20 protein-coding genes, 1 CRISPR repeat array and 2 riboswitches are annotated in these 22,772 nt (G+C 28.8%); of the genes, 7 read left to right on the top strand and 13 right to left on the bottom strand.

The genetic code is table 11. From position 1 onward, the window contains the following. The first annotated feature begins 24 nt into the window (after positions 1–24). Together V7Q02_RS00635 and V7Q02_RS00630 are read left to right on the top strand one after the other, a co-directional pair. Positions 25–522: a hypothetical protein gene (locus tag V7Q02_RS00635; protein WP_333859020.1), complete on the top strand. Its 498-nt coding sequence runs from the start codon at positions 25–27 to the stop codon at positions 520–522. Positions 523–628: 106 nt separating this feature from the next. Beyond that, a complete protein-coding gene (locus V7Q02_RS00630; protein WP_333859019.1) occupies positions 629–1,207 on the top strand; it encodes a TIGR00730 family Rossman fold protein in 579 nt (192 codons plus the stop codon). Positions 1,208–1,275: 68 nt separating this feature from the next. On the opposite strand, the gene panD is transcribed toward V7Q02_RS00630, so the two are convergent. Beyond that, positions 1,276–1,659 (bottom strand): aspartate 1-decarboxylase, encoded by a 384-nt coding sequence (panD, locus tag V7Q02_RS00625; RefSeq protein ID WP_333859018.1) that lies wholly within the window; start codon positions 1,657–1,659, stop codon positions 1,276–1,278. A gap of 263 nt (positions 1,660–1,922) precedes the next feature. On the opposite strand from panD, the gene V7Q02_RS00620 reads away from it, so the two are divergent. Then, a complete protein-coding gene (locus V7Q02_RS00620) occupies positions 1,923–2,714 on the top strand; it encodes a GDSL-type esterase/lipase family protein (RefSeq protein ID WP_333859017.1) in 792 nt (263 codons plus the stop codon). 24 nt (positions 2,715–2,738) lie between these two features. On the opposite strand, the gene ndk is transcribed toward V7Q02_RS00620, so the two are convergent. From ndk to V7Q02_RS00595, 5 genes are all read right to left on the bottom strand, one after another. After that, positions 2,739–3,146: a nucleoside-diphosphate kinase gene (ndk, locus tag V7Q02_RS00615; protein WP_333859016.1), complete on the bottom strand. Its 408-nt coding sequence runs from the start codon at positions 3,144–3,146 to the stop codon at positions 2,739–2,741. Between the two features lie 131 nt (positions 3,147–3,277). Beyond that, the gene (locus V7Q02_RS00610; RefSeq protein WP_333859015.1) at positions 3,278–3,523 is read right to left on the bottom strand and encodes a hypothetical protein; all 246 of its coding nucleotides are present in this window, start codon (positions 3,521–3,523) and stop codon (positions 3,278–3,280) included. Between the two features lie 134 nt (positions 3,524–3,657). After that, positions 3,658–4,050, bottom strand: a complete 393-nt coding sequence (locus V7Q02_RS00605) for a hypothetical protein (RefSeq protein ID WP_333859014.1) — start codon at positions 4,048–4,050, stop codon at positions 3,658–3,660. Between the two features lie 150 nt (positions 4,051–4,200). Next, positions 4,201–4,707, bottom strand: coding sequence for a hypothetical protein (locus V7Q02_RS00600; RefSeq protein WP_333859013.1), 507 nt, complete (start codon positions 4,705–4,707; stop codon positions 4,201–4,203). Between the two features lie 161 nt (positions 4,708–4,868). Further along, positions 4,869–4,994 (bottom strand): hypothetical protein, encoded by a 126-nt coding sequence (locus V7Q02_RS00595; protein ID WP_333859012.1) that lies wholly within the window; start codon positions 4,992–4,994, stop codon positions 4,869–4,871. 399 nt (positions 4,995–5,393) lie between these two features. Between V7Q02_RS00595 and V7Q02_RS00590 the strand changes: the two genes are divergently transcribed. From V7Q02_RS00590 to V7Q02_RS00575, 4 genes are all read left to right on the top strand, one after another. Further along, on the top strand, positions 5,394–7,562 hold the full coding sequence (locus tag V7Q02_RS00590) for a YhgE/Pip domain-containing protein (RefSeq protein ID WP_333859011.1): 2,169 nt from the start codon (positions 5,394–5,396) through the stop codon (positions 7,560–7,562). Positions 7,563–7,585: 23 nt separating this feature from the next. Then, positions 7,586–9,751: a YhgE/Pip domain-containing protein gene (locus tag V7Q02_RS00585; RefSeq protein ID WP_333859010.1), complete on the top strand. Its 2,166-nt coding sequence runs from the start codon at positions 7,586–7,588 to the stop codon at positions 9,749–9,751. Positions 9,752–9,829: 78 nt separating this feature from the next. Continuing rightward, positions 9,830–9,935: riboswitch (SAM riboswitch) on the top strand. Positions 9,936–10,064: 129 nt separating this feature from the next. Further along, entirely contained in the window at positions 10,065–10,979 is a 915-nt protein-coding gene (gene metA / locus V7Q02_RS00580) for a homoserine O-acetyltransferase MetA (RefSeq protein WP_333859009.1), read from the top strand. Between the two features lie 366 nt (positions 10,980–11,345). Further along, positions 11,346–11,459: riboswitch (SAM riboswitch) on the bottom strand. 652 nt (positions 11,460–12,111) lie between these two features. Further along, a complete protein-coding gene (locus V7Q02_RS00575) occupies positions 12,112–12,870 on the top strand; it encodes a CAP domain-containing protein (protein WP_333859008.1) in 759 nt (252 codons plus the stop codon). Between the two features lie 160 nt (positions 12,871–13,030). On the opposite strand, the gene V7Q02_RS00570 is transcribed toward V7Q02_RS00575, so the two are convergent. The 7 genes from V7Q02_RS00570 to V7Q02_RS00540 form a co-directional block, all read right to left on the bottom strand. Then, positions 13,031–13,477: a peptidoglycan-binding domain-containing protein gene (locus V7Q02_RS00570; RefSeq protein WP_333859007.1), complete on the bottom strand. Its 447-nt coding sequence runs from the start codon at positions 13,475–13,477 to the stop codon at positions 13,031–13,033. A 416-nt stretch (positions 13,478–13,893) separates the two neighbouring features. Next, positions 13,894–15,021: a hypothetical protein gene (locus tag V7Q02_RS00565; protein ID WP_333859006.1), complete on the bottom strand. Its 1,128-nt coding sequence runs from the start codon at positions 15,019–15,021 to the stop codon at positions 13,894–13,896. Positions 15,022–15,285: 264 nt separating this feature from the next. After that, positions 15,286–15,423 (bottom strand): hypothetical protein, encoded by a 138-nt coding sequence (locus tag V7Q02_RS00560; protein WP_333859005.1) that lies wholly within the window; start codon positions 15,421–15,423, stop codon positions 15,286–15,288. A gap of 173 nt (positions 15,424–15,596) precedes the next feature. Continuing rightward, positions 15,597–16,624: direct repeats of the CRISPR family, unit length 30 nt; unit sequence GTTTCAATTCCTCATAGGTAATCTAAAATC. Between the two features lie 152 nt (positions 16,625–16,776). Next, a complete protein-coding gene (gene cas3 / locus V7Q02_RS00555; protein WP_333859004.1) occupies positions 16,777–19,104 on the bottom strand; it encodes a CRISPR-associated helicase Cas3' in 2,328 nt (775 codons plus the stop codon). 12 nt (positions 19,105–19,116) lie between these two features. Next, entirely contained in the window at positions 19,117–19,848 is a 732-nt protein-coding gene (cas5b, locus tag V7Q02_RS00550) for a type I-B CRISPR-associated protein Cas5b (protein WP_333859003.1), read from the bottom strand. Positions 19,849–19,857: 9 nt separating this feature from the next. Beyond that, complete coding sequence (cas7b, locus tag V7Q02_RS00545) at positions 19,858–20,733, bottom strand: type I-B CRISPR-associated protein Cas7/Csh2 (protein ID WP_333859002.1); 876 nt, start codon at positions 20,731–20,733, stop codon at positions 19,858–19,860. Continuing rightward, the gene (locus V7Q02_RS00540) at positions 20,720–22,714 is read right to left on the bottom strand and encodes a TIGR02556 family CRISPR-associated protein (RefSeq protein WP_333859001.1); all 1,995 of its coding nucleotides are present in this window, start codon (positions 22,712–22,714) and stop codon (positions 20,720–20,722) included. The genes cas7b and V7Q02_RS00540 overlap by 14 nt, the downstream gene beginning before the upstream one ends. Between the last annotated feature and the right edge of the window lie 58 nt (positions 22,715–22,772).

The raw sequence follows: 22,772 nt of genomic DNA, 5'->3' as shown, positions 1-22,772 counted from the left end.
ATATAAATAAAAAGGAGATATGATATGTATAAAAAAAATTATAAAATGAAAAAAACAATATCAATGAAAATGTTTATTTCCGAATTTGGAAAAAACTTTTCAGAACATATGAAAAAAAGACTGATGGAACTAGATGTAAGATGTGTATTGACCCGGAAGGAATATGAGAATGTCCTTGACTTTAAACATGTTGAACACACTATGTTTGACTGCACCCAAGATTCTACTTCGGAACCTTGCCAAAAAGAATATACCTATGGTGAACTTATTGTAGTTGAAGATATATTATATTTTTCAGAAAAATGCATAGAAAACGATAAAATCATGCAATCTCCCATTGTAAATGAGATATACAATTCTTTAGACAGCGAGAATGCAATAGTTTTTAATGAAATCAGTGCAAAAAAAATTGATGATACAAATATTGATTATGTTATTGATACCATGCTCACAGTTTATCCTGAAGTATCTCAGAAATATAAGGATATTATAAAACACATGAGTTTATATGATAATAAATAATAATTTAATAAAAACTTCTGTAAGTTTATTAGGGACTTATTCATATAATATAAATAAACAATAGGTATATTATAACTTAAAAATGTATTTCAGGAGGTTTATATAAATGAAAACAATATGTGTTTATTCTGGTTCTAATTCTGGTTTACACCCAGAATACCAGAGAAACGCCCGACTCCTTGGCAAAATATTAGTTGAAAATAAAATAGAATTAATATACGGTGGTTCAAGCTCAGGGCTTATGGGAGAAATATCAAATGAAGTTTTAAAAAATAATGGAAAGGTTACAGGAGTTATTCCAAGAGGACTTTTCTCTGGCGAATCAGTTCATGCGGATTTAACTAAACTTATTGAAGTTAAAGATATGCATGAAAGAAAAAAAGTTATGTATGATTTGTCCGATGGATTTATAGCTCTGCCAGGAGGACTTGGAACTTATGAAGAGTTATTTGAAGTTCTCAGCTGGGCCAGACTTGGCATTCACAAAAAACCCATAGGATTATTAAATGTATTAAACTATTTTAACCCTCTTATAGCTATGCTTAACACCACTTATAAGGAAGGTTTTATGGATCAATACAGCTTAAAACTTATTTCCATATCGGACAACCCTCTCTCATTAATAGAAAAAATGGAAAACTATACTCCCCCTATAATGAAAACTAAATGGTGTGAGTTATCTTAAAATTATTAGACAAAAAAATTAAGCCTACTTAAAAAAATTGGCTTAATTTTTTTAAATTATAGTTACTATCATTTTACTTGTCCATGTTTTTCACAATCAGTTATTTCAACAATAGAATTACCTTCCCCTAGAAAAAGAACTGTAGGCTTATGTGCTTTAGCCTCTTCCGCATCCATTTGACAATAAGTCATTAAAATAACCTTGTCTCCCGGCTGTACATACCTTGCAGCAGCTCCATTTAAACAGATCACTCTGCTTCCACGCTCTCCTGCTATGACGTAAGTTTCAAGTCTATTTCCATTATTTATATCTACAACTTGAATCTTTTCATATTCAATTATGCGGGCATTTTCCATAAATTCCCTATCAATTGTTATACTTCCTACATAATTAAGATTTGCTTCCGTAACGGTAGCTCTATGAATTTTAGACTTTAGCATATTTAACTGCATTATTTCCCTCCATAAAACAAAGTGTAGTTCAAATATGATACTACCCAGACTATTTTAACACATAAAAAGTGTATATTCAAAAGTATATTTAAATACAATAAACCTTTTCATATAATTTTTTCTACAATTTTTATATATTTTTACACAATTTTTTCAATTACATGTTATTCTAGTTATATAATAACTTTATAGAGGTATATTTATTTCCATTCCATAAAAAATAAATATATAAAATTTAAAACTAGAAGAAGGAGAGATACTACATGAAAATTAAAAAAATTTCCACATTAACCATAGTCACCCTTATATTATTAATTATTTTAGTAAACTGCAAAGAACATATTGATAAAATATACACACCCTTCAGCTCCACATCTTCAAAATCAAATTCCAGTCACCTAAATAACACTGTTACTTCTTCAAATCCGGAAGATATAGGTGAAATGGCCAATATAAATTTAAGTACAGATATCTATCAACAATATTATATAAACAGAGTAACTACCTTTATGAATACATATAGTGGCTCTGGAAAAATAGTGTTCCTTGGAGACAGCTTGACAGATATTGCTGAATGGAATGAACTATTAAACAACCCCAATGTATTAAACCGGGGCATAAGTTATGATACAACTTCTGGTGCATTAAATAGAATAAGTGAGATAACACGATTAAAGCCAAGCAAAATCTTTATTATGCTTGGAATAAATGATATAGGCAAAGGACTGACACCAAGAAATATAATAAACAACTACTCTAAAATACTAGAAAGCATAAAAGAAAATTCTCCTGACACTACCATATACATCCAAAGCGTATTACCTATAAATAAGGACTTATTTAAAACTACTACAACCAGTAAAGAAATAACAGAACTAAATTCTTCTTTAAAAGAACTGGCCAAAAATTTTGATATTAAATATATAGACTTATATCCTCTATTTACGCTGCCTAATGAAAATAAACTTTACAAAGACTATACAGTAGATGGACTGCATATAAATGGGAAAGGATATATAGTTTGGAGGGATGCAGTTAAAGATTACTGTAAATAAGTCCTATAATGCTTTTCGTTAAAATTATGCCCCAGTAGGAAACCATAATGCTATTTCACGCACTGCACTTTCTACACTATCGGAGGAATGAACTGCATTTTCAGATTTTGATATGGCAAATCTTCCTCTTATAGTCCCTGCCTCTGCATCTTTGGGATCTGTAGCCCCGTTTATTTTTCTAACTACTTCCACTGCATTTTGTCCTTCTATAATTAAAGCACACACTTCACTTCGTGTAATAAAATTAATTAATTCCTGAAAAAAAGGTTTATCTTTATGTTCACTATAATGCTTTTTGGCCATATCTACAGTAGGTTTTACTATCTTTAAAGCAGCTATATGCAGTCCTTTTTTTTCATAAACAGATATTATTTCACCCATTAATTTTCTCTCCATGGCATCTGGTTTTATAAGTACCAATGTCTTTTCCATAATATATCACTTCTTTCTATTTCTACAAAATATTTACTAAAATCCATCACATTAAATACCTTATCAACTTACAATAAGTTATTATAATATGATGGATTCTTCCTACACCTTCCAAGGATAAAATCAGTTATCTATTTGCCTTTATTTTGTCTTGATTTTTCATTCAGCCTTTTAGTTTCTTCTAAATTATTTACATTACTGGTAAATCCTGTAGAACTATTCTTTTCTCTTGACTGCTGATTTAATCTTCTGGTTTCCTCAATAGTTGAGGCATTATTTGATAGAGAACCCATGGAATTTGATGCAGTTCCTTTTTTATTTCTAGATTGCTTATTCAATTGTCTGGCTTCCTGTAAATTTTTATCATTAATATTCATATATCTATTCTCCTCCCACATCGCAAATCTTTAGTCTAACATTTTAAAATTACGTTTATATATTGCCACCATTCTTTTTTATTTATACTGTAATATAATTTACATATCGATTTTAATATAAGAGAAGATTAACTTTAATTATCCGTCATTAGTAAGTATTGAAAAGCCTCATCTACATAACAATTGTATGCATCACTATTATTTAAAATGTACACTCCTGATTTCTTAGTATGACTTCCTTCGCAATATCTAATTTTATATTTATTTTTATGAACAGATATATTTATACTTTTGCCATTATTAGAACTTAATTCGAATTTTTCTCCAGTAATATTCCATTTTATAACATTGCCATAAACTTTAACAGTATTTTCATTTTCCTTAACTTCTATAGTAGAATTTTTTATAGAATATTTATCTAGTACATCTTTCATTTCAGTTGCAAAGTTATTAATTGCATTTAATGCCTTTTCGCCATCAATAGTTTTACTGCATAATTCATAAATATACTTTTCTTTCCAATCCATCAGTAAACATCCCCCATATTTTTGTTTTAATTAAATTATATAATCTTTTTTTTAATATTGGAATAAAATAATATAATTTATTTTTCTCATTTATATTATATGTCTAATATGTACTGACTTAAGATTAAAAAAGCAAATATTTTTATATGATTACCCTTCTTTATTTGTTTCTTCTGCATCTTTTATATCATTGTTTTCATTCTCATTACCTTTTTCTGTATTTTCTTTCTTATGTTCTGCTTCCATATCATTTTTATTCTCTATGTCTTCTAAAGTTTCTACTTCATTTATATCTATAACTTCTTGTGCTGCAACATCCTCCTGTGGAATATGATTGCCATTATCTAACTGACCAAAGAATTTTGAAAGTTTTTTATTAATTATACCTATGCCTATTAAGATACAGGTAATTCCTCCATAAAGGCCAATACACTGGAATATTCCAGGTAATAATTGGGATGGAACTAATTGCTCCAGTACAATATTTGCAGAGTATCCCTGAGCCACATATTGATTTACAGTTTTTCTAAACATTATAACATTGTTTACTAATAAAACAATTCCCATGAGGGCTGTTACCAAAGCAGCAATATAAAAAACAATGCAGCTGGAAAGCCTACCTGGTTTTTTAGATATACCTTTACTTTTAAATTTCATAATAATTTTCTCCATTTCCGCCTAAAAAGGCTTTTATAATATTTTATGATAATGAATATTACTGCATACTACCAAATAGTTATTACACTTATGTGTCAATATTGTTAACAATTTATAACTACTAACACAATTCACTTAATAACTCCTATTGTTATATTATATCATAATAATCCATAAATTATATAAAATCCCCTAAGATAGGAATCTGACATATCATCTTTTTCAATTATTCTTTCAATAGATTTCTCTAAATTCACATTCTTTTTATATAAATTTGTAATAATCAAAACCTCCTTTACACAAAATATCACTATTATATATAGTATATCTAAAAATTTATTAAATTTTTAGATATACTTCTTCAAAGGCTATCTTTTAAGTGAAATAATTTATATAATTTACTTAAATATTGCTATCACAGTATATAGGTGATTCATAAGTTTAAATTTACTTTCACAGGCTAAATAGTCCAGTCATTAAATATCATAGTTTAATTTATTGACACCTGTACAAAAAAGATGTTTAATTATATTACTGACTAGTCAGTAATATAATTAAATGCCATATAATATTACAGAAATTCTTTTAATATTTCATCTTTTAATATTTCATAAGGAGAAAATTATAACTTATATCAAACTCCATCTGAAATATGAATTACTTAAGATTTACAGGAGTGTTTAAATATGATACGAAACATTATAAAAATATTTAAAAAGGATATGAAAAGTATAATAAAAAATCCAATGGCACTTTTCATTATTACAGGAGTGTGCATTATACCCTCCCTATATGCATGGATTAACATAAAAGCTGTCTGGGATCCCTATGCAGAAATAAGAACTCAAAATATCCCTATAGCTGTAGTGAATAAGGATAATGGTACAAGTTTTAGAGGTGAAAATATAAATGCCGGAAATAATATTGTTGATAATTTAAAAAACAACCATAAAATTGGATGGAAATTTGTCAATTCTAAAAAAGCCAGTATAGGTATTTTAAACGGGACTTATTACGCCATGATAGAGATCCCGGAAGATTTTTCTTCTCGTCTTGTAAGTATAACTTCCGATAATCCCAAAAAACCAGAAATTATTTACAAAGTAGATACAAAGAACAGTCCCCTTATATCAAAAATAACTAATTCTGCTAAAGATACTTTACTAGATTCAGTAAAATCCAACTTCATATACTCTGTGAATAAAACTATTTTTTCATTTTTGAATATCCTAGGAGAAAATGCAGATAAAAACAAAAACGATATTATAAAATTAAAAGATAATATTATAAAATTAAATGACAATATGGAACTTATAACCTATGTTCTCGGAAATATAAAAAATAATTCCAGCAACTTAACTCCCATATTAAATGAAATAAAAACCAGTTTTCCTCTAATGAATTCAGGCATAAATATTTTATCATCAAACAATGAAGGCAACAGAGACTTTATAAACTCCATCCAGCCTTCACTAAACAATACCTTTGACAATATTGCCATAAATCTTGAAAATGCCAAGAGTGATATCTATAGAACTGAAGATTTACTTGAAAATTTAAATTCCTTAATTTCAGAGGCAAATTCTTCAAGTATAAACTCCACTGCAGATAAAATTGGTTATGAAATTGATATATTAATTAATGAAATTGATCCAATTGTTGACTTTTTAGAAAAAATGAGTAATTTTAAAAGCACTGACAAAATATCTAATCTGTTAAGGTCTCTAAATAATATACAAAAATCCTTAAAAAATGAAAAAAACAGTATAAAAGAGCTAAAAAAAGAACTTACTAATACTAATGAAGTCAATGAAGATATACTGAATTCCATGTTACATAATATAACAAATTTAAAAGCCCAGTTAATAGATGCTGAAAGTGATTACAACAATAATACACGAAGTGCCTTAAACTCAATAGCCAAAGAAATTACTGACTATACAGATAATACTTCTTCCATACTAAAATCTATTCAAGATTTTAACAAGCAGGGCGATAATGCCATGGATACTTTAATTCAAGGAAGTCAACTGGTAACTGAACAATCTGGCAAATTAAACAATAAACTGTTCCAATTTAAAGATAATATAAATAAATTGAGCAATGAGTTAAAATTGGTCACAAACAACGATATAATACAAATAATCACTATACTGCAAAACAATCCTGAATTAATGGGAGATTTTATATCAAGTCCCTTTGATGTAAAAGAAGAAAATATATATACCGTTTCTAACTTTGGTTCCTCTATGGCTCCCATGTATACCGCTCTTGCCATGTGGGTAGGTTCCATTATGCTTGTAACCTTATTAAGAGTGGACGTATGCCCTTTCCAGGGAAGTGAAAATCTCACTTTGAAGGAAAAATATCTAGGAAAATTACTTACTTTTACAGCTCTGGCAGCAATACAAGGCATTATTGTCATCCTGGGAGACAAATTTTTATTACATGTTCAAATGGTAAATGTTTTTCTTATGATAATGGTTGCATTTGTATCATCCGTTACATTTGCAGTAATAGTATATACACTGGTATCCATACTTGGTAATTTCGGGAGGGCTATTTCTATTATTCTTCTCATAATACAGATAGCAGGAAGTGGTGCCACTTATCCTATACAACTTCAGACATTGATATTCAGGATACTTCAGCCCCTATTCCCATTTACTTATTCTGTCAGTGGTTTTAGAGAAGCTGTGGCAGGTCCACTTATATCCACTGTAGTTTTAGATTTTTCCGCATTGATTTTAATTTCAGTGTCATTTATATTAATCGGTTTATTTCTCAAGGAACCGCTGCATAATAAAATCCATAAATTTCAAGTTAAATTTAAAGATTCAGGCATAGGAGAATAGGTTAGCTTTGGAGGTAATCGTATATGAAGATTATATTTAAAATTTTAAAAAGAGATTTAACTAATATAATAAAGAATCCCTCGGTATTTATGATAATTTTAGGATTTTGCATTTTACCCTCTCTCTATGCATGGATTAACATAAAAGCTTCTTGGAATCCCTATGGGGAAATGAACACAAGAAGACTTCCCATAGCTGTAGTTAACAATGACAACGGAAGCACCTTCAATAATAAAAATATAAACATAGGTAAAGAAGTTGTTAAAGAGTTAAAAAAGAATACAGCCCTTGATTGGGTATTCATAGATGAGTGGCAGGGAAACTACGGATTGAATACAGGAAAATATTATGCATTGATTGAAATACCAGAGAATTTTTCCAGCAAAATGCTCACTGTAACAACTCAAAGTCCTGAAAAACCTAATATAATATATCGATCTAATGAAAAGCTAAATGCTGTAGCTACTAAAATTACAGACTCTGCAAAGACAAATTTAATAAACAAAATAAAAAGTAATTTTATAAAAACAGCCAGCCAGGAGGTTTTTAGGGAGTTAAACTCTCTGGGAAAGGATTTAGAAACAGATAAACCTCAAATTATACAATTAAAAGACACTATTCCTGAAACTGTTTCTAGTATTAATGACATAAAAAAATACATATCAGAAATAAATACTAATTCAGAGGAACTGCAAAAATATTTAAATACTCAAAAATCTGATTTCCCCAAATTGTTACAGCAAATAAATAGTGTCCAAAATATTTTAGCACAAAGCAAATTATTGGTTCTGTCCACCAAACAGACCTTGAATTCAACAGAAAACAACTTAAATAATGACATAAATGAAATTCAATCTTTAAATGATCAAATACAGAGTCTTTTGATAAATTTAAATAATATAAATAGAACAGATATTGGTTCGGATTTAAATATCACTGTAATAAATCAATTAATTAATCTGGATGACTCCCTCATTAAAAAAATTAACGATACTTTAAAAATTCTGGATTTTATTAATGATTTTCTGCCTAATAAGGGGGCAAGTAAACTTATAGCTTCACTTAATACACTAAAAGATTCAGTACAAACTGAAAAAAACTATTTGAATAAATTGAAATCTTTAATTAACAGTAATGCCTCTAAAGATAACATTACTTCAGTTATAAATGAACTATCTAATTTAAGCAATCAAATATCCATGAATATTGTCTCTGCATCTAATGCTTTTTATCTAGACACCTATCAAGCAGTAAACATTATAACAGATAATCTGACAAATGGCTTAAATAGTATAGATTCCATATTAGAATCCACAAAAGTTCTTGTTCCCCAATTAAATACCCTAGCTAACTCTGGAATATTAAGCAGTAAAGCTTCAGTGAGCCAAACTAATAGTTTAAATAAAAAATTAGAAGATATTCAGGTCAAACTAAATGAATTAAGTTCTAAAATGGAAAATTTAAATGAAGAAAACCTAAATGAAATAATAGATTTTATGGAGAAAAACCCGGATGAACTCTCAACCTTGCTTTCATCTCCTATAAATATAAAAAATATTGAAGTTTATAATTCAGGATTATTCGGCTATGCAGTGACTCCCTTTTATACTACACTGGCAATATGGGTAGGAGTACTATTATTATCTTCTATATTATCTTTTCACTGCAAAAATTTTGAAGATGGTCGAAAAATAACCCTATCACATAACTATTTTGGAAAATTAATCCTGTTTTTAATATTATCTTTTATACAAACTATTATTATTATACTGGGAGATGTCTATCTATTAAAAGTTCATCCTCAAAGTATAGGACTTATGTTATTGGTATCATTGGCTTGCAGTGTTACATTTACTATTATCATATATACGCTGGCATCAATATTGGGGAATATAGGAAAAGCAGTTGCAGTAATAATTATGGTTTTTCAAATTGCAGGAGCTGGAGGGATTTACCCTATAGAAACTCTCCCTAAAATATTTAGTACACTTGCACCCTTTTGGCCCTTCACCTATGCTATAATGGGATTTAGAGAAGCCATTGGGGGCCCTTTATGGGAAAATGTATATAAAGATTTTATAGCAATGGGTGGTTTTTCCTGTGTGTTTTTACTCTTATCTCTTTTAAAAAGGCCTTTACATAACTTAACAGAAATTTCGGAACACAAGTTCAGGGAATCAGGACTTTAAATGAATTGCTTTTCATTTAAAACAAATTATTGACAAAAATAAACTTTTAGTATAATATGTAATATAAAATCAAATTAAATCTTATCAAGAGCGGTGGAGGGACTGGCCCTATGAAACCCGACAACCAACATTTTGTTAGAATGTATGGTGTTAATTCCAGCAGATTATTTCTGAGAGATAAGGAAAATAGTTTTAAAACAATCTATTATAAAAGTTATTTTTCTTACAGGAAAATAACTTTTTTTATTTTAAATTGGAATGTTTAATAAGATTTTATTTGATTATAGCAAAACCATTAACAAGGAGGAATTTTATGCCAATAAACATACCTAACAATCTTCCAGCTTCTAAAGTATTAAAAGCTGAGAATATATTTGTTATGAATGAAAATCATGCAGTAATCCAAGATATAAGACCCCTTAATATAGTTATATTAAATTTAATGCCACTTAAGACTGTTACAGAAATACAATTTTTAAGATTGCTAAGTAATTCACCTATACAAGTTGATATATCTTTAATGTATTTAAAATCTCATACTTCAAAAAATACTCCTGCAGAGTATTTAATTAAATATTATGAAACCTTTAAACAAATAAAAAACAGAAAATTTGATGGCATGATAATAACAGGTGCACCTGTAGAAAAACTTGAATTTGAAGATGTAGACTACTGGGAAGAATTAACTGAAATTATGGACTGGAGTACTAAAAATGTTTACTCAACATTACATATATGCTGGGGAGCTCAGGCAGGACTTTATCACCACTTTAAAATTCCAAAGTATACCTTAGACAAAAAAATATCCGGTATTTTCTCCCACACTATAAACAAGCCTAATATTGAACTTTTCAGAGGATTCGATGATGTATTTTATGTGCCACATTCTAGGCATACTTTTGTAAAAAAAGAAGATATAGAAAAAGTTCCCGAAGTAGAAATACTATCCCAGTCAAAGGAAGCAGGTGTTTATATAGTGACCACAAAAGGAGGACGTCAGATCTTTGTTACAGGACATCCTGAATATGATACTTTAACATTAAAATCAGAATATGAAAGAGACACTGCACTAAATTTACCTATAGATATACCCAAAAATTATTTTCCAGATAATAATCCAGATAAAACACCTTTATCAAATTGGAAAAGCCATTCTAATCTGCTATTTTTAAACTGGCTTAATTATTATGTATATCAAGAAACACCTTATGATCTGGATAAACTCTAATAATATGTCATTATAATAACCAGGAGCAAGATTTATATAAAAATTAAATCTGCTCCTGGTTGGCCTTATTGCCTTCTTTATTTCTTCCAAATTGGAAGTATCTACAAGAGCTGCTTCTATGCCATAGTTACGGGCCGTCTTATAGCTCCTGTTTCCTTCTCAATTCCGTTTCCTATATGAACGCATTTTGTTATAAAATCGAAGTTATTGTTATCACTCATTTTATATTTTTCCCTCCAATTCATTACTCAATATAAAATAGCCAGTCAATTCTATATATTTTTCATTATCTTATGAGATTTTAGATTTACTGCTAAAATAAAAAACTTCCTTGAAGAAACTTCAGAAAGCTCATATCCTAACCGTCTCTTATCTATCAGGCTTTTCATATTAATACCTGCTGGAATTAGCACCATGAAATACAAAATTTCTGGTTGCCGGACATCATAGGGCCAGTCCCTCCGTCTCTCTTGATAAAAAATCTATATTTAATTAACTCATTTTTGATTTAAATATACTATAATGTGTTTAATTTTTTTGTCAATATGAAATTTAAATTTCTTTAAAGTACACTATACAATTATACATTAAATATTCATATACTTGCCACAAAATACATATAAAAAATATTCTGATATATAATCTTTTATAAAAAATATAACAATCATAATTAATCTTAATAAGTTATTTATTTTTATTAATACATAAAAAAAATCTATAATATAATTATTAAGAATATTGAAATATTTAAAAAGATATATTCATTATTAATTTCACTTCATTTTATAAAACTAATTCGTCATATATAATAGAAAAAATTAAAATATTATACTTAAAAAAAGAAAAAATGTATTATACAATAAATATATTCTGTATAATTTTATTATTTTATTATAATATCCATATAAACAAAAAAATTACTTATTTTATTCATAATTTTACATATGAATGAAAAATATAATTTTTATACCATAATATTCTGATGATTTTTAAAAATATTTGTAATTCATTCACGAAATAGCATTAATTTATTCATATTTATTATTTATACTCTAAAATAAGTTTTTAATAAATATGCAAAAACTTAAGGTGAAATTTATATGATTTCACGAAAATTTAGGGGGTTTACTTTATGAATAAAAAAATCAAACTGTTAATTGCATCATTAATTATTGCATCAGGCATACCAACTATTATGCCTACTATGGCAAAAGCCGCAGCAAATACCTGCAGCAGTCCATCAGTACATCAAATTTCATTAAAATGTGATCTAAATAACTATTCTAATATTAAGAATTGTCTTAAAAACTGCACAGTTATTACTTCAAAAAATGCTTATAAAAATATCTACAAAAATAATACTTCTACTACTAAACCATCAGCTGACAACACAGGAACCAATACTACTAAACCAACAGAAAACACTGGTAGTACAGCAAATACCGGAAATGCCGGACAAGCTACTAAGCCAACAGAAAATAGTGGACAAACTTCTACTATAAGTGCAGAAGCAAATGAAGTAATTAGATTAGTTAATGTAGAAAGAAGTAAAAATGGATTGTCTCCTCTTAAAGCCAATGCTGAATTATCCAAAGTAGCTACAGCAAAAGCTCAAGACATGATTGATAAAGGTTACTTCAGCCATACTTCACCTACTTACGGCTCGCCTTTTGATATGATGACAAAATTCGGTATTACTTACACGGCAGCAGGAGAAAACATAGCTTATGGACAAAAAGATGCAGCAGAAGTAATGGATTCCTGGATGAATTCTTCAGGACATAGAGCAAACATATTGAATTCTAATTTCACTGAAATTGGAGTTGGAGTTGCCAAAGATAAAAACGGCACTCCGTATTGGGTTCAGATGTTTATAAATCCTGGAAAATAGACTTAAAAAACACGCCCAAATTATTTTTTAATATATACCACATAAGATCGCTAAATTGAGATTTAGCGATCTTACTATAATTTATAACGATTTTAATTTTTAAAAATTTTATTTTTATCTTTATACATTTAAATACTACTTAATATTATTCCAGTCAAACTTAATAACCTATATCTTTATGCAGTGCATTCCATGTTTGCTGACCTACTACACCATCTACAGTTAAGTTTTTATATTCTTGATAAACTTTTACATTATTTAGAGTTTTAGCTCCAAATACTCCATCTACTTCCAATTGAGAAAAAGTAGACGGCAATTGAGGATTACATACCTTTATAATATTAAAATAACTCTGAAGTAAATAAACGTACTGTCCTGTAGAACTATATTTTAATGTAGGCAAATTAGTAATATTTTGTACATTACTATTACCAGTATCAGTAGTAGTTCCTGTTGTAGTTCCTGTTGTAGTTCCTGTAGAAATAGTGCTTGTAACTGGATCTGCAGCCTCAGCATTAAAACCAAGGGTCAAAATGCTTGTACCAATTATTGATGTAGTAATTACAAGACACATTAACTTATTAAATTTAATTTTATTAAGTTTCATTTTATCACCTCTTAATTTAAATTCTTCAAGTTATAAATCTTACTATTATATTACAATAAATACCGCCATATTACAATATATTTCAGCGCCATATTTTTAAATTTATTGAAGAAAATTGTTTTTTGTATAAAAAATTGAATAAAAATATACTTTGAAGTAGTAAAATAACCATATATAGTAATTATGTAAAAAAGAATCCATTTTCTTTGTATACTATATAGCAGATAGATTGAGATTTTACAGCAGCTGACCTGCAGATTCATTCCATAATTTGTTTAGAAAATTGGGCAACCTTAAAAAACTGCCATCACTTAAATATATTTTATGATGGCAGCCCCTATCAATTTAAAATGCTCATATAATTCTATTCAAAATTATGTATATTTAATATATACTTACTTTTAGTAAATTTAAGATTAAATATTAGATTGAAATATACTTTGTATGGCTTCTTCCTGTTCCTGAGTAATGGTTCCAGCAGATACCATATTGTCTAAAATAGAATCTATCCTGCTATTTCCTTGCTTTTTTCTTTCATCAAAGATACTTTCAAAAGCAGATTGTATAGCATCCTCCTGTTCCTGACTAATAGTATCATCAGATACTAAATTATCTAAAACGGAAGTTAACATATCATTACCTTTTTCTTGTGATTCATTTTTCGTACGAGCATTTTCAAATGCAAATTGTATAGCATTTTCTTGCTCTTGAGTAATAATTCCGCTAGATACTAGACTATCTAATGGATTTATATTATTATTTTCTTCTGATTCACCTGACTTAAAAGCAGATTTAAAACTTTCTTGTATTGCAGTTTTTTGTTCTTGTGTAATAGTTCCTTCAGATACCAAGTTATCTAAAACAGACTCCACTCCATTATCTCTTCTTCCCTGCATGTGATTCTGGGCAAAGACACTTTCAAAGGTAGATTTTATAGCATCTTCCTGATCCTGAGTAATAGTACCATCAGATACCAGGTTATCTAAAATTGAAGTTAAGCCATTATCACTTTTTTGCTGTGTTTCATTTTCTGAAAAAACACTTTTAAGAGCCGATTGTACAGCGTCTTCTTGTTCTTGGGTAATAGTACCGTTAGATACAAGAGTATCCAATGGATTTACATTATTGTTTTCTTTTGTTTCACCTGGTTTAAAAGCAGGTTTAAAATTACTTTCTACTGCAGTTTTTTGTTCTTGAGTAATAATTCCACTAGATACCAGATTATCTAGCGGGTTAGACACTTTATTATATGTTCCTGAATTTGTTTGGTTTGATTTAAAAGCAGCTTTAAAAGCATTTTGTATGATAGTTTCTTGATCCTCAGTAATAGTCCCATTAGATACTAAATTATCCAGAGGATTAATTATGTTTGATGTGCCACCAGCAAAAATAGAACTTTGGTATGCTTGTCCTATACTTCCAACAGAACCTTCTGTTTTATTTTTGTCCTCATTTGTAGAAGTTTGAACTTGTGAACTTAAAATTTTTTGAATACTTTGATTATACCAATTGATTGTACTTTGATCATTACTTACAGTATTCATGAATATCACCCCTTTAATTTTAAAAATGGCAAAAATATAGCTGATATTTTTCGCTTTTCAGGTATCTAATTTTCATTATACTTATACCTATTATAAAACATTTATCATGCAATTAAAGTTTATCAGCCATTTCTTAAAATTTCCTTAATTTTAAAGGGGTAATCATATTGTATTTAAAAGCTGTAATTGAGAATATTTATTCTAAATATTTACTAAATCTATTTAGGTTCCTTATAAGTTAATCTGAAATCCTAACAAATACTTTTAATTTGTCTTTTCACCGTTTTTATAAACTAATTTAGCTTGTTTTAATGACATTCTATTAGAAACACATAAATCAGATCCTTTTTCATTAGGTACATTATTTTGCCAACCGCAATTATCACAAATGAGGCATTTCACAGTCACTCCTCCTTCTTATATTTATATCTGTTCTATTCAATGGAATTTTGGAAAGGAGGTTTCAATTTATCATGTATTTTCTAATTTAAAGGTATTCCAAATTATAATTAGCACTCTTCCACGGTCAGAATCTAAAATTTCATCTGGAACACTATCAGCATTAAATTTTACGGGTTTCAATTCCTCATAGGTAATCTAAAATCCATGTAACATCTGATATGCTAGAAAGAGCGTCAAAAAGTTTCAATTCCTCATAGGTAATCTAAAATCGATTTGATACTTTTGATGAAGCGTTGGATTACAAAAGGTTTCAATTCCTCATAGGTAATCTAAAATCCTGTGAGGATATCGTAAATAAAAGCTTTATAATTAAGTTTCAATTCCTCATAGGTAATCTAAAATCCTATGGCTTTACCTGCACTCCATTGTAATTCTCCCCAGGTTTCAATTCCTCATAGGTAATCTAAAATCTTGTTGCAAGTTCGTTACATCCGTTTGCAATGTGTGTTTCAATTCCTCATAGGTAATCTAAAATCACGAGGGCAAATGCGATTATTGGAATGAAGATAGATAGTTTCAATTCCTCATAGGTAATCTAAAATCCAGGACAAGGTCAAGGTGTCCTGTGGTTATATAAAGTTTCAATTCCTCATAGGTAATCTAAAATCTTTGTAGTGAATACCCGATGCTTCGCACTTGTTATGAGTTTCAATTCCTCATAGGTAATCTAAAATCCGAAATTAAGGGTATCGTATGTGCTAAGTATTTAATGTTTCAATTCCTCATAGGTAATCTAAAATCTTGAGAATATAAATGTTTCTATTAGCGGAGGAAAAGAGTTTCAATTCCTCATAGGTAATCTAAAATCGAGTAAAAACATATCTTATATGAATAGATTAAAATAGTTTCAATTCCTCATAGGTAATCTAAAATCCAGCACTAGCATCTGAAGATAATGCACCTATGGTATGTTTCAATTCCTCATAGGTAATCTAAAATCAAGTTGGCAGAAATGCCAAAACCGCCAAAAGAAGAAAGTTTCAATTCCTCATAGGTAATCTAAAATCTTGGATGGCATTATTAGCGCAGCAATAGCAAAGAAATGTTTCAATTCCTCATAGGTAATCTAAAATCATGGCAGACAAGAAAGGTATAACATTACCAGATTTAAGTTTCAATTCCTCATAGGTAATCTAAAATCCCATTCATATATTATTATAACAGGGTTTGTGAAAATATCAATATGTTAATGAAATGTTAACAAAATTTCCAAACCCTTATAATATCTTATTTTCTCAATTTATCGAACTCCGGGGTTTTTTACGCTACTTAGGGTCGACGAAAAAATTACACCTAAAATATCATAAAACTATCATTATTCTCCCGTCTGTATCCAGTATTTTTATGGTAATAATAATCACAAGATTCCTTGGGAACATTCAACATAAATTTGCCCTGAAAATTTGATACCTCTTTGCTGGGGAGAGACAAAGTATAATCTTTAAGTTTGTTTTTTATTTCAAGGTACATAATTTTTCTCTTTTTTATATGTTTTTCTTCAATCATCTTTAAGAATTTTCTGTAGATTTCCTCTGCTTCATCATTAATTCTAAAGAACACATCAAAATAATCAGGGTTATCTTTAATCAGCGAAAAATTATCCAAACTATAGTCATAGTCTTCCTTTTTAAAATATAATTTTTTCATAGACTTCAAAAACCCCTGAGATACATCATCCATATTCACATTATCCTCTACTTTTTTAAAGTATTTTTCTATTAAATCAAAATAATCTTTTTCCTGAATAATATCTGAACCCTCCAAAATTTCTTTGGTTATATTAATAATGCCCTTGCCATATACCATAGAGCCAAAAGAACTGCCACTTTCATTTACCATAAAGTAAACATAGACATTACACATACCTTTTTGTCCATTTCTATTTCCCCTGCCAGCACATTGAATTATGGAATCAAGAGGGCCAATGTCTCTTATAACATTGTCAAAATCAAAATCCACTCCTGCCTCCACTACCTGAGTGGATACAAGTATTATTTTTTCCCCGTTTTTAAGTCTTTCCTCCACTTCTTTAATTATAGTCCTTCTATGTACAGGAAGCAGATTAGTAGACAAATAATACACCTTCTTACGTGGAAAATTTAAATTATTATATATATTTAAAGATTGTGAAATCGTATTACACACTATCAAATAAGATTCATCTTTAATGTTGTCATTGAATCCTTCTAAAAATTCTTCCACTGTTACAGGGTTTAATTTAAGTACCAATTTGGTTCTATTAAAATGATCAAAATACCTTCTGCTGTTTTCCAAAAGTTCTGACGCATTCTTTAAAATTATAGGTTTTGTGGCAGTCATGAATATAACTTTGCAGTTTAAATATGTGCAGCACCATTTTAATACAGTATCTATTAGATTATAATATTTAATATCAAGTGCCTGAATTTCATCCAGGAGAATAATTGAATTTCTTATTGCATCAAATTTTTTGAGCATTCTATTCCTGGTGCCAATTAAAGTTTGTAACAATTGTACAAAAGTAGTAACAACTACTCCGCTATTCCAGTTCTCGATTAAAAGTTCCGCCTGATCTATGGTGTAATCCTCATCTTTGGAATTATAACTTACATAAGACAGATTATGATGTTTAATTATATAACTGTTGTCCTCTCTTTCAAAGTCTTTTATATACTTAAACAATTTATAAATTACATCATAATTTTGATCAATTATAGATGTAAAAGGCAGAGAATAAATTATCCTCCTGTTGCCACCTAACAATTTATTAAGCTTTAATCCAGTAAAAAAACCTGTATAGGTCTTACCTGTTCCAGTAGGTGCAGTTATGGAAAATATATCATTACTTAAATAATTTTTTTCTATGTTTAACATGACTTCATTAAATATGTTACTTCTTATTATATTTATGTCCTCTGTATTATCACTACACTTCTCTTTTCTCACCTTATCCAACATTTCATAACTTCCAAATTTAACTTGGGGTAAAGAGGTATTTGAAGCACTTAATTTATCTCCTGATATAAGAGCAGAATATAACATTTGATGGAGAAAATATATATCTTCACTTTTACCTGTCATATCTATTTTTAAACTTATCTTTTTAAGAGCTAAAAGTATATCCTGAAAAGAATTCAAACTCAAAAACTTCTCTATATACTTTCCATATCCTAAGTTATCATACTCTTTTATTATCCATTTTTTATTGTTATTTAAATCTTTCAGTTGTTCTAAGCAATTATCTAGTTTTTCCACAAAAAACTTGTCATCCTTATGTCTATCTACACCACTTAGTTGTTTTGGAAGATTCAAATCTACATTTTGAAGATTTCCATGGTGATGCAGTACACAGCTATATGCAATAAGGGGATATTTGTTCTTTGATTCAAATACTTGAAAACAAATATATGCTGCAAGAATGGCAGATATAAATCCATGATTCTTCAATTCCCCAGAGCTTTTATCCTTTTTCATAAGATAATTTTGAAAATAAGTAGTGTATTTTCCAAAATCGTGAGTAAAACTTATTATTTCATTTATTTGTTTTAAATCCCCTGGCAGAAAATCTTCACTTAGAGATTTAACTTCTCTTAGATGTTCTATCATTTTTTTCTCAGGATTATCGTGGGAATAAAATTCCATAAGAACCCTCCATTACATAAAAACTATATTTTCATCTACACTATCATACTTTACATTTACAGCTTTACAGTTTAATTTAACTTTTATACTCTGTCCATTTTCATCATATATATAGGAATTAACTTCACCTATTATCCTTTCAGTTGTAAAATCCGAAGGCATTTTTTCCTTTACTAAAAACAAATTCTTTTTACTTATATCAATACCTTCTCTGCATATATATTGTGAATTCACAACAGAGCTTATCTCTTGCCAGCTATTACAATCTGTTTCTTTCCCATGTATACTGGCCACAAAATGAAGACTGCAATTAAAAGGAGCTGAACCAAAATAAGGTATATATTCAAAATTTTTATTTTTTATACTCTGTCGAAGCTTATCCATAATATTTATATCATGTAAATTTATATAAATCCTGTACACAAGATTATATTCAGATGTAACTATTTCAAAAGGTATTTGTGTATGTTCTTTTGGCTCTATCAAATATTTTTCACTGGTGGCTTTAATATAGTTTACAGTCTGCATTATTTTATAGGTACTGCAGAGTTTTCTAAGTGCAATATTACACATATTTTTAGATAATATTTCATAATAGCTGTCTCTTTCCATGCCCAAAGCGGCCCCTATTATACCTTCAATTACAGTTCTTGTGGGAATTGAGTAAGATAAAGAGGAAGAATTCGTATAAAATTTTCTAAAGTGAGCAAATTTACCTTTTAAATCAAAAATCAATATATCCATTTCTGCCTCCTATTTAACTTCTTCTAAATGAAAACCTTTAAATACCTCCTTAAATTCACATTCACTTTCTCCATTCATTATTTGAAGATTTTTATCCTGAAAATAGTGAATTTTAAATATCCTATCATTATAATTGTTTAAAAATTCAAAAAGTTCTTCTACATGAATACAACATTCATTTATTGCTCTTAAATTTTCAGTCTTATCCTCTAACTTTATATAATCTCTAAAATCTCCAAGCACAGTCTTACTGTCTTTATATTCCACTCTCACATAAAGTCTTGGATACTGTCCTATTTTACTTCTGGTAGCAAGCTGGGGTATAGCATATTTCATAGCCTGATCAAGTAATACAATATCTTCCTCTTTCAGTTTGGTTTTTTCTGCCCTTTTACCCGATATAACTCCTGAAAAAGCTAAAAATGAGTATTTTACTCTATAATCCTTTCCTATAGCTCCCTGAGAATTTGAACTATCAGAGGAAAAATGGGAAGTTATACTGGATTCCATAAGTTCTACTTTATTTAGGGAATACCCCCAATTAAATTGGACAGGACCTATAAAAGCTTTATTATCGTTTTTTATAGGTATAGTGGCACCAAATAATCTTATATCTATGAGCTCATCAAGTATAGTATCGACATCATTGTTTTTTAAACTTGCTATTATTTTCTCTGGGGTCACCGTTTTATCCTCAAGTTTCCTTACAAATATATCATAACCCATGTCCATTAAATAGTTTCTTATGTATCTTTTAAGCCTTAAATCTGATACCAGATTTATATCCCTTTCATAGTCCATTCTCGGTCTATTTTCTTCATCTGGATCTCCATTTGGATTTGAAAGCTTTGCATCATAAAGATATAATATTTCACTGTTGTTCATTTGAAACTACCCCCTCTTTCTTTTTACTACTTAACATCGCCCTTGCCGTATTATAACCATAACCTGATAATATATAAAATAAATTCTCCTGCTTGTTCATTTTCCAATTTTTAATATTTACATCTAAAAGTCTTTTAAGTTCATTAAAGGTCACTTCGTTATAGTGTCTTATACTCTCCTGATTCATCTTCCCAAAAACTTCTGTGGTAAGTCTTATAATTTTATTTTTATCTATGCCGCTGTAGTTCAATTTATTCAATATGGGTTTTTTTGAATCCGTTGAACTTGTGGTATTACCTTCCCCTAAATTTTTATGAAGCCTTTTATACTGTGCATTTCCAACCTCACCTATAAGATATCCCAGTAAAAACATAGCTGTTTCCTGTTCATTATATTTCATTTTTTCTATATAATCTTTCACACTATCCTTTAATTTTAATTCCGCTGTATCCATAGCTATTTCCTCCTTCATGCATCCCATAAGCCTCATAAATTCAATACAGAAATTTCCGTTTAAAATTGTGCTGTATATAGAATTGTATTTTGAATTTATATTAAATCCTTCCTTTTCAAAATATATGATATTAACTGCCTTTATAATATTTTCTATTATAAAATTTTTCTGTATATTCCTTCTGGTAAAAAGTGCATCATACAAAGAAAGTAGGTTTTTATACTGCCTGGGTTCTCCTCTTGTCATTCTTATAGGAATGAGATAATATATGCTTCCAAGATTTACTGATATTTTCCATTTATCGCCTAATATAGATTTTGCAAGTTCATAGATTCTTGTGGAATTGTAATTAATCTCGTCAAATATAGAAGGGTTAACGTCTTTTATTAACTTCTGTACTTTTGTAGATGCTTGGGCACTTTTGTAAAATATAAGATTAAGTAGGTAAAAGCTATCTTCTTCCCCAAGAAGAATAGCATTTTGAGTATTCATTCTCATTTCCCTTATACCATCGAAACTTTTTACAGTGTTAAAAGAATTCTGTATACTTTGGGATATATAATCCAGTCCTTCCTTTGAAAGAGGCTCTCCATATACAAAATGAGGTACAAGATATACACTGAACCCTGCAAAGCTTGTGCTGAGATTATTTTTTATATAGGATTCTCCTGCCAATAATTTATTTAAACAGTTCTGGCACAATATCATATTCTTAGAATAATTTTTTCTATTTAGATTGCTGCTGAATATTACTTGATTTGTGGTATAAAACTTTATTTGCATGGCTGTTAAATCTTCCGTAAGATCCCTGTCACTGCCACACATAGAACAATATTGATTATTCTTTTTATTGATTTTTTTATCTTTAACTTTTAACTTTTCACATTCCACCTTCTCTCTATAATCTTTAAAATCACACAGTGGAATGTCATCTATAAGTATGGTGAAAAGGCCTATTTCAGTAAACTTCAATTCATATTTATCTTTGATATATTGTTCTAATACTTTTCCCAGCCTGTCTGTAATTTTTTTATCTTCCTGATTTTCATTTTTTAATTTTAAGTATATATCCTGCACACTTTCCTCACTCATACCAAACTTTTTAAGATCCAGAATATATCTGTATTTATTTTTTACATTTTCTCCTAAATCTACATAACAATCATTAAATACCTGGTTTATTTTACTATTTAACTCTTCACCAAAGTCTTTATTTTTTAAGTTAAAAAAAGTTTCCGTTAAAAAATAACTTATAGTGGTACTGGAAGAAAACCATTGAGGGGAAGCAGGTCCTCCTGATTTTCCTAAAAATAGATATTTTAATGCAGTTTTTTCACCCATTTCTTCAGTTACATCAATATTTAAAGTATTTATCTTAGTATTAAAATTTAATTTCATCACATAAAGCTGTTTATTTTTTCTGGTAGTTTTGAGTTCCTGAACCAAACTGCGGAGCATGTCTCCTTCAGACAATACTGCATTTCCTATCTGCAATATACCTTCCTGCACTTTCTCACCTTCTTTCATATTGTATTATAATTCTATAAATAGTTCCAATTTCCTTCTTTTTGTACTATAAATTTAT

Origin of the sequence: Clostridium sp., from assembly GCF_036781005.1 — a bacterium.
Lineage (GTDB): Bacteria > Bacillota > Clostridia > Clostridiales > Clostridiaceae > Clostridium_B.
This window is presented reverse-complemented; position numbering and strand designations above follow the sequence as displayed.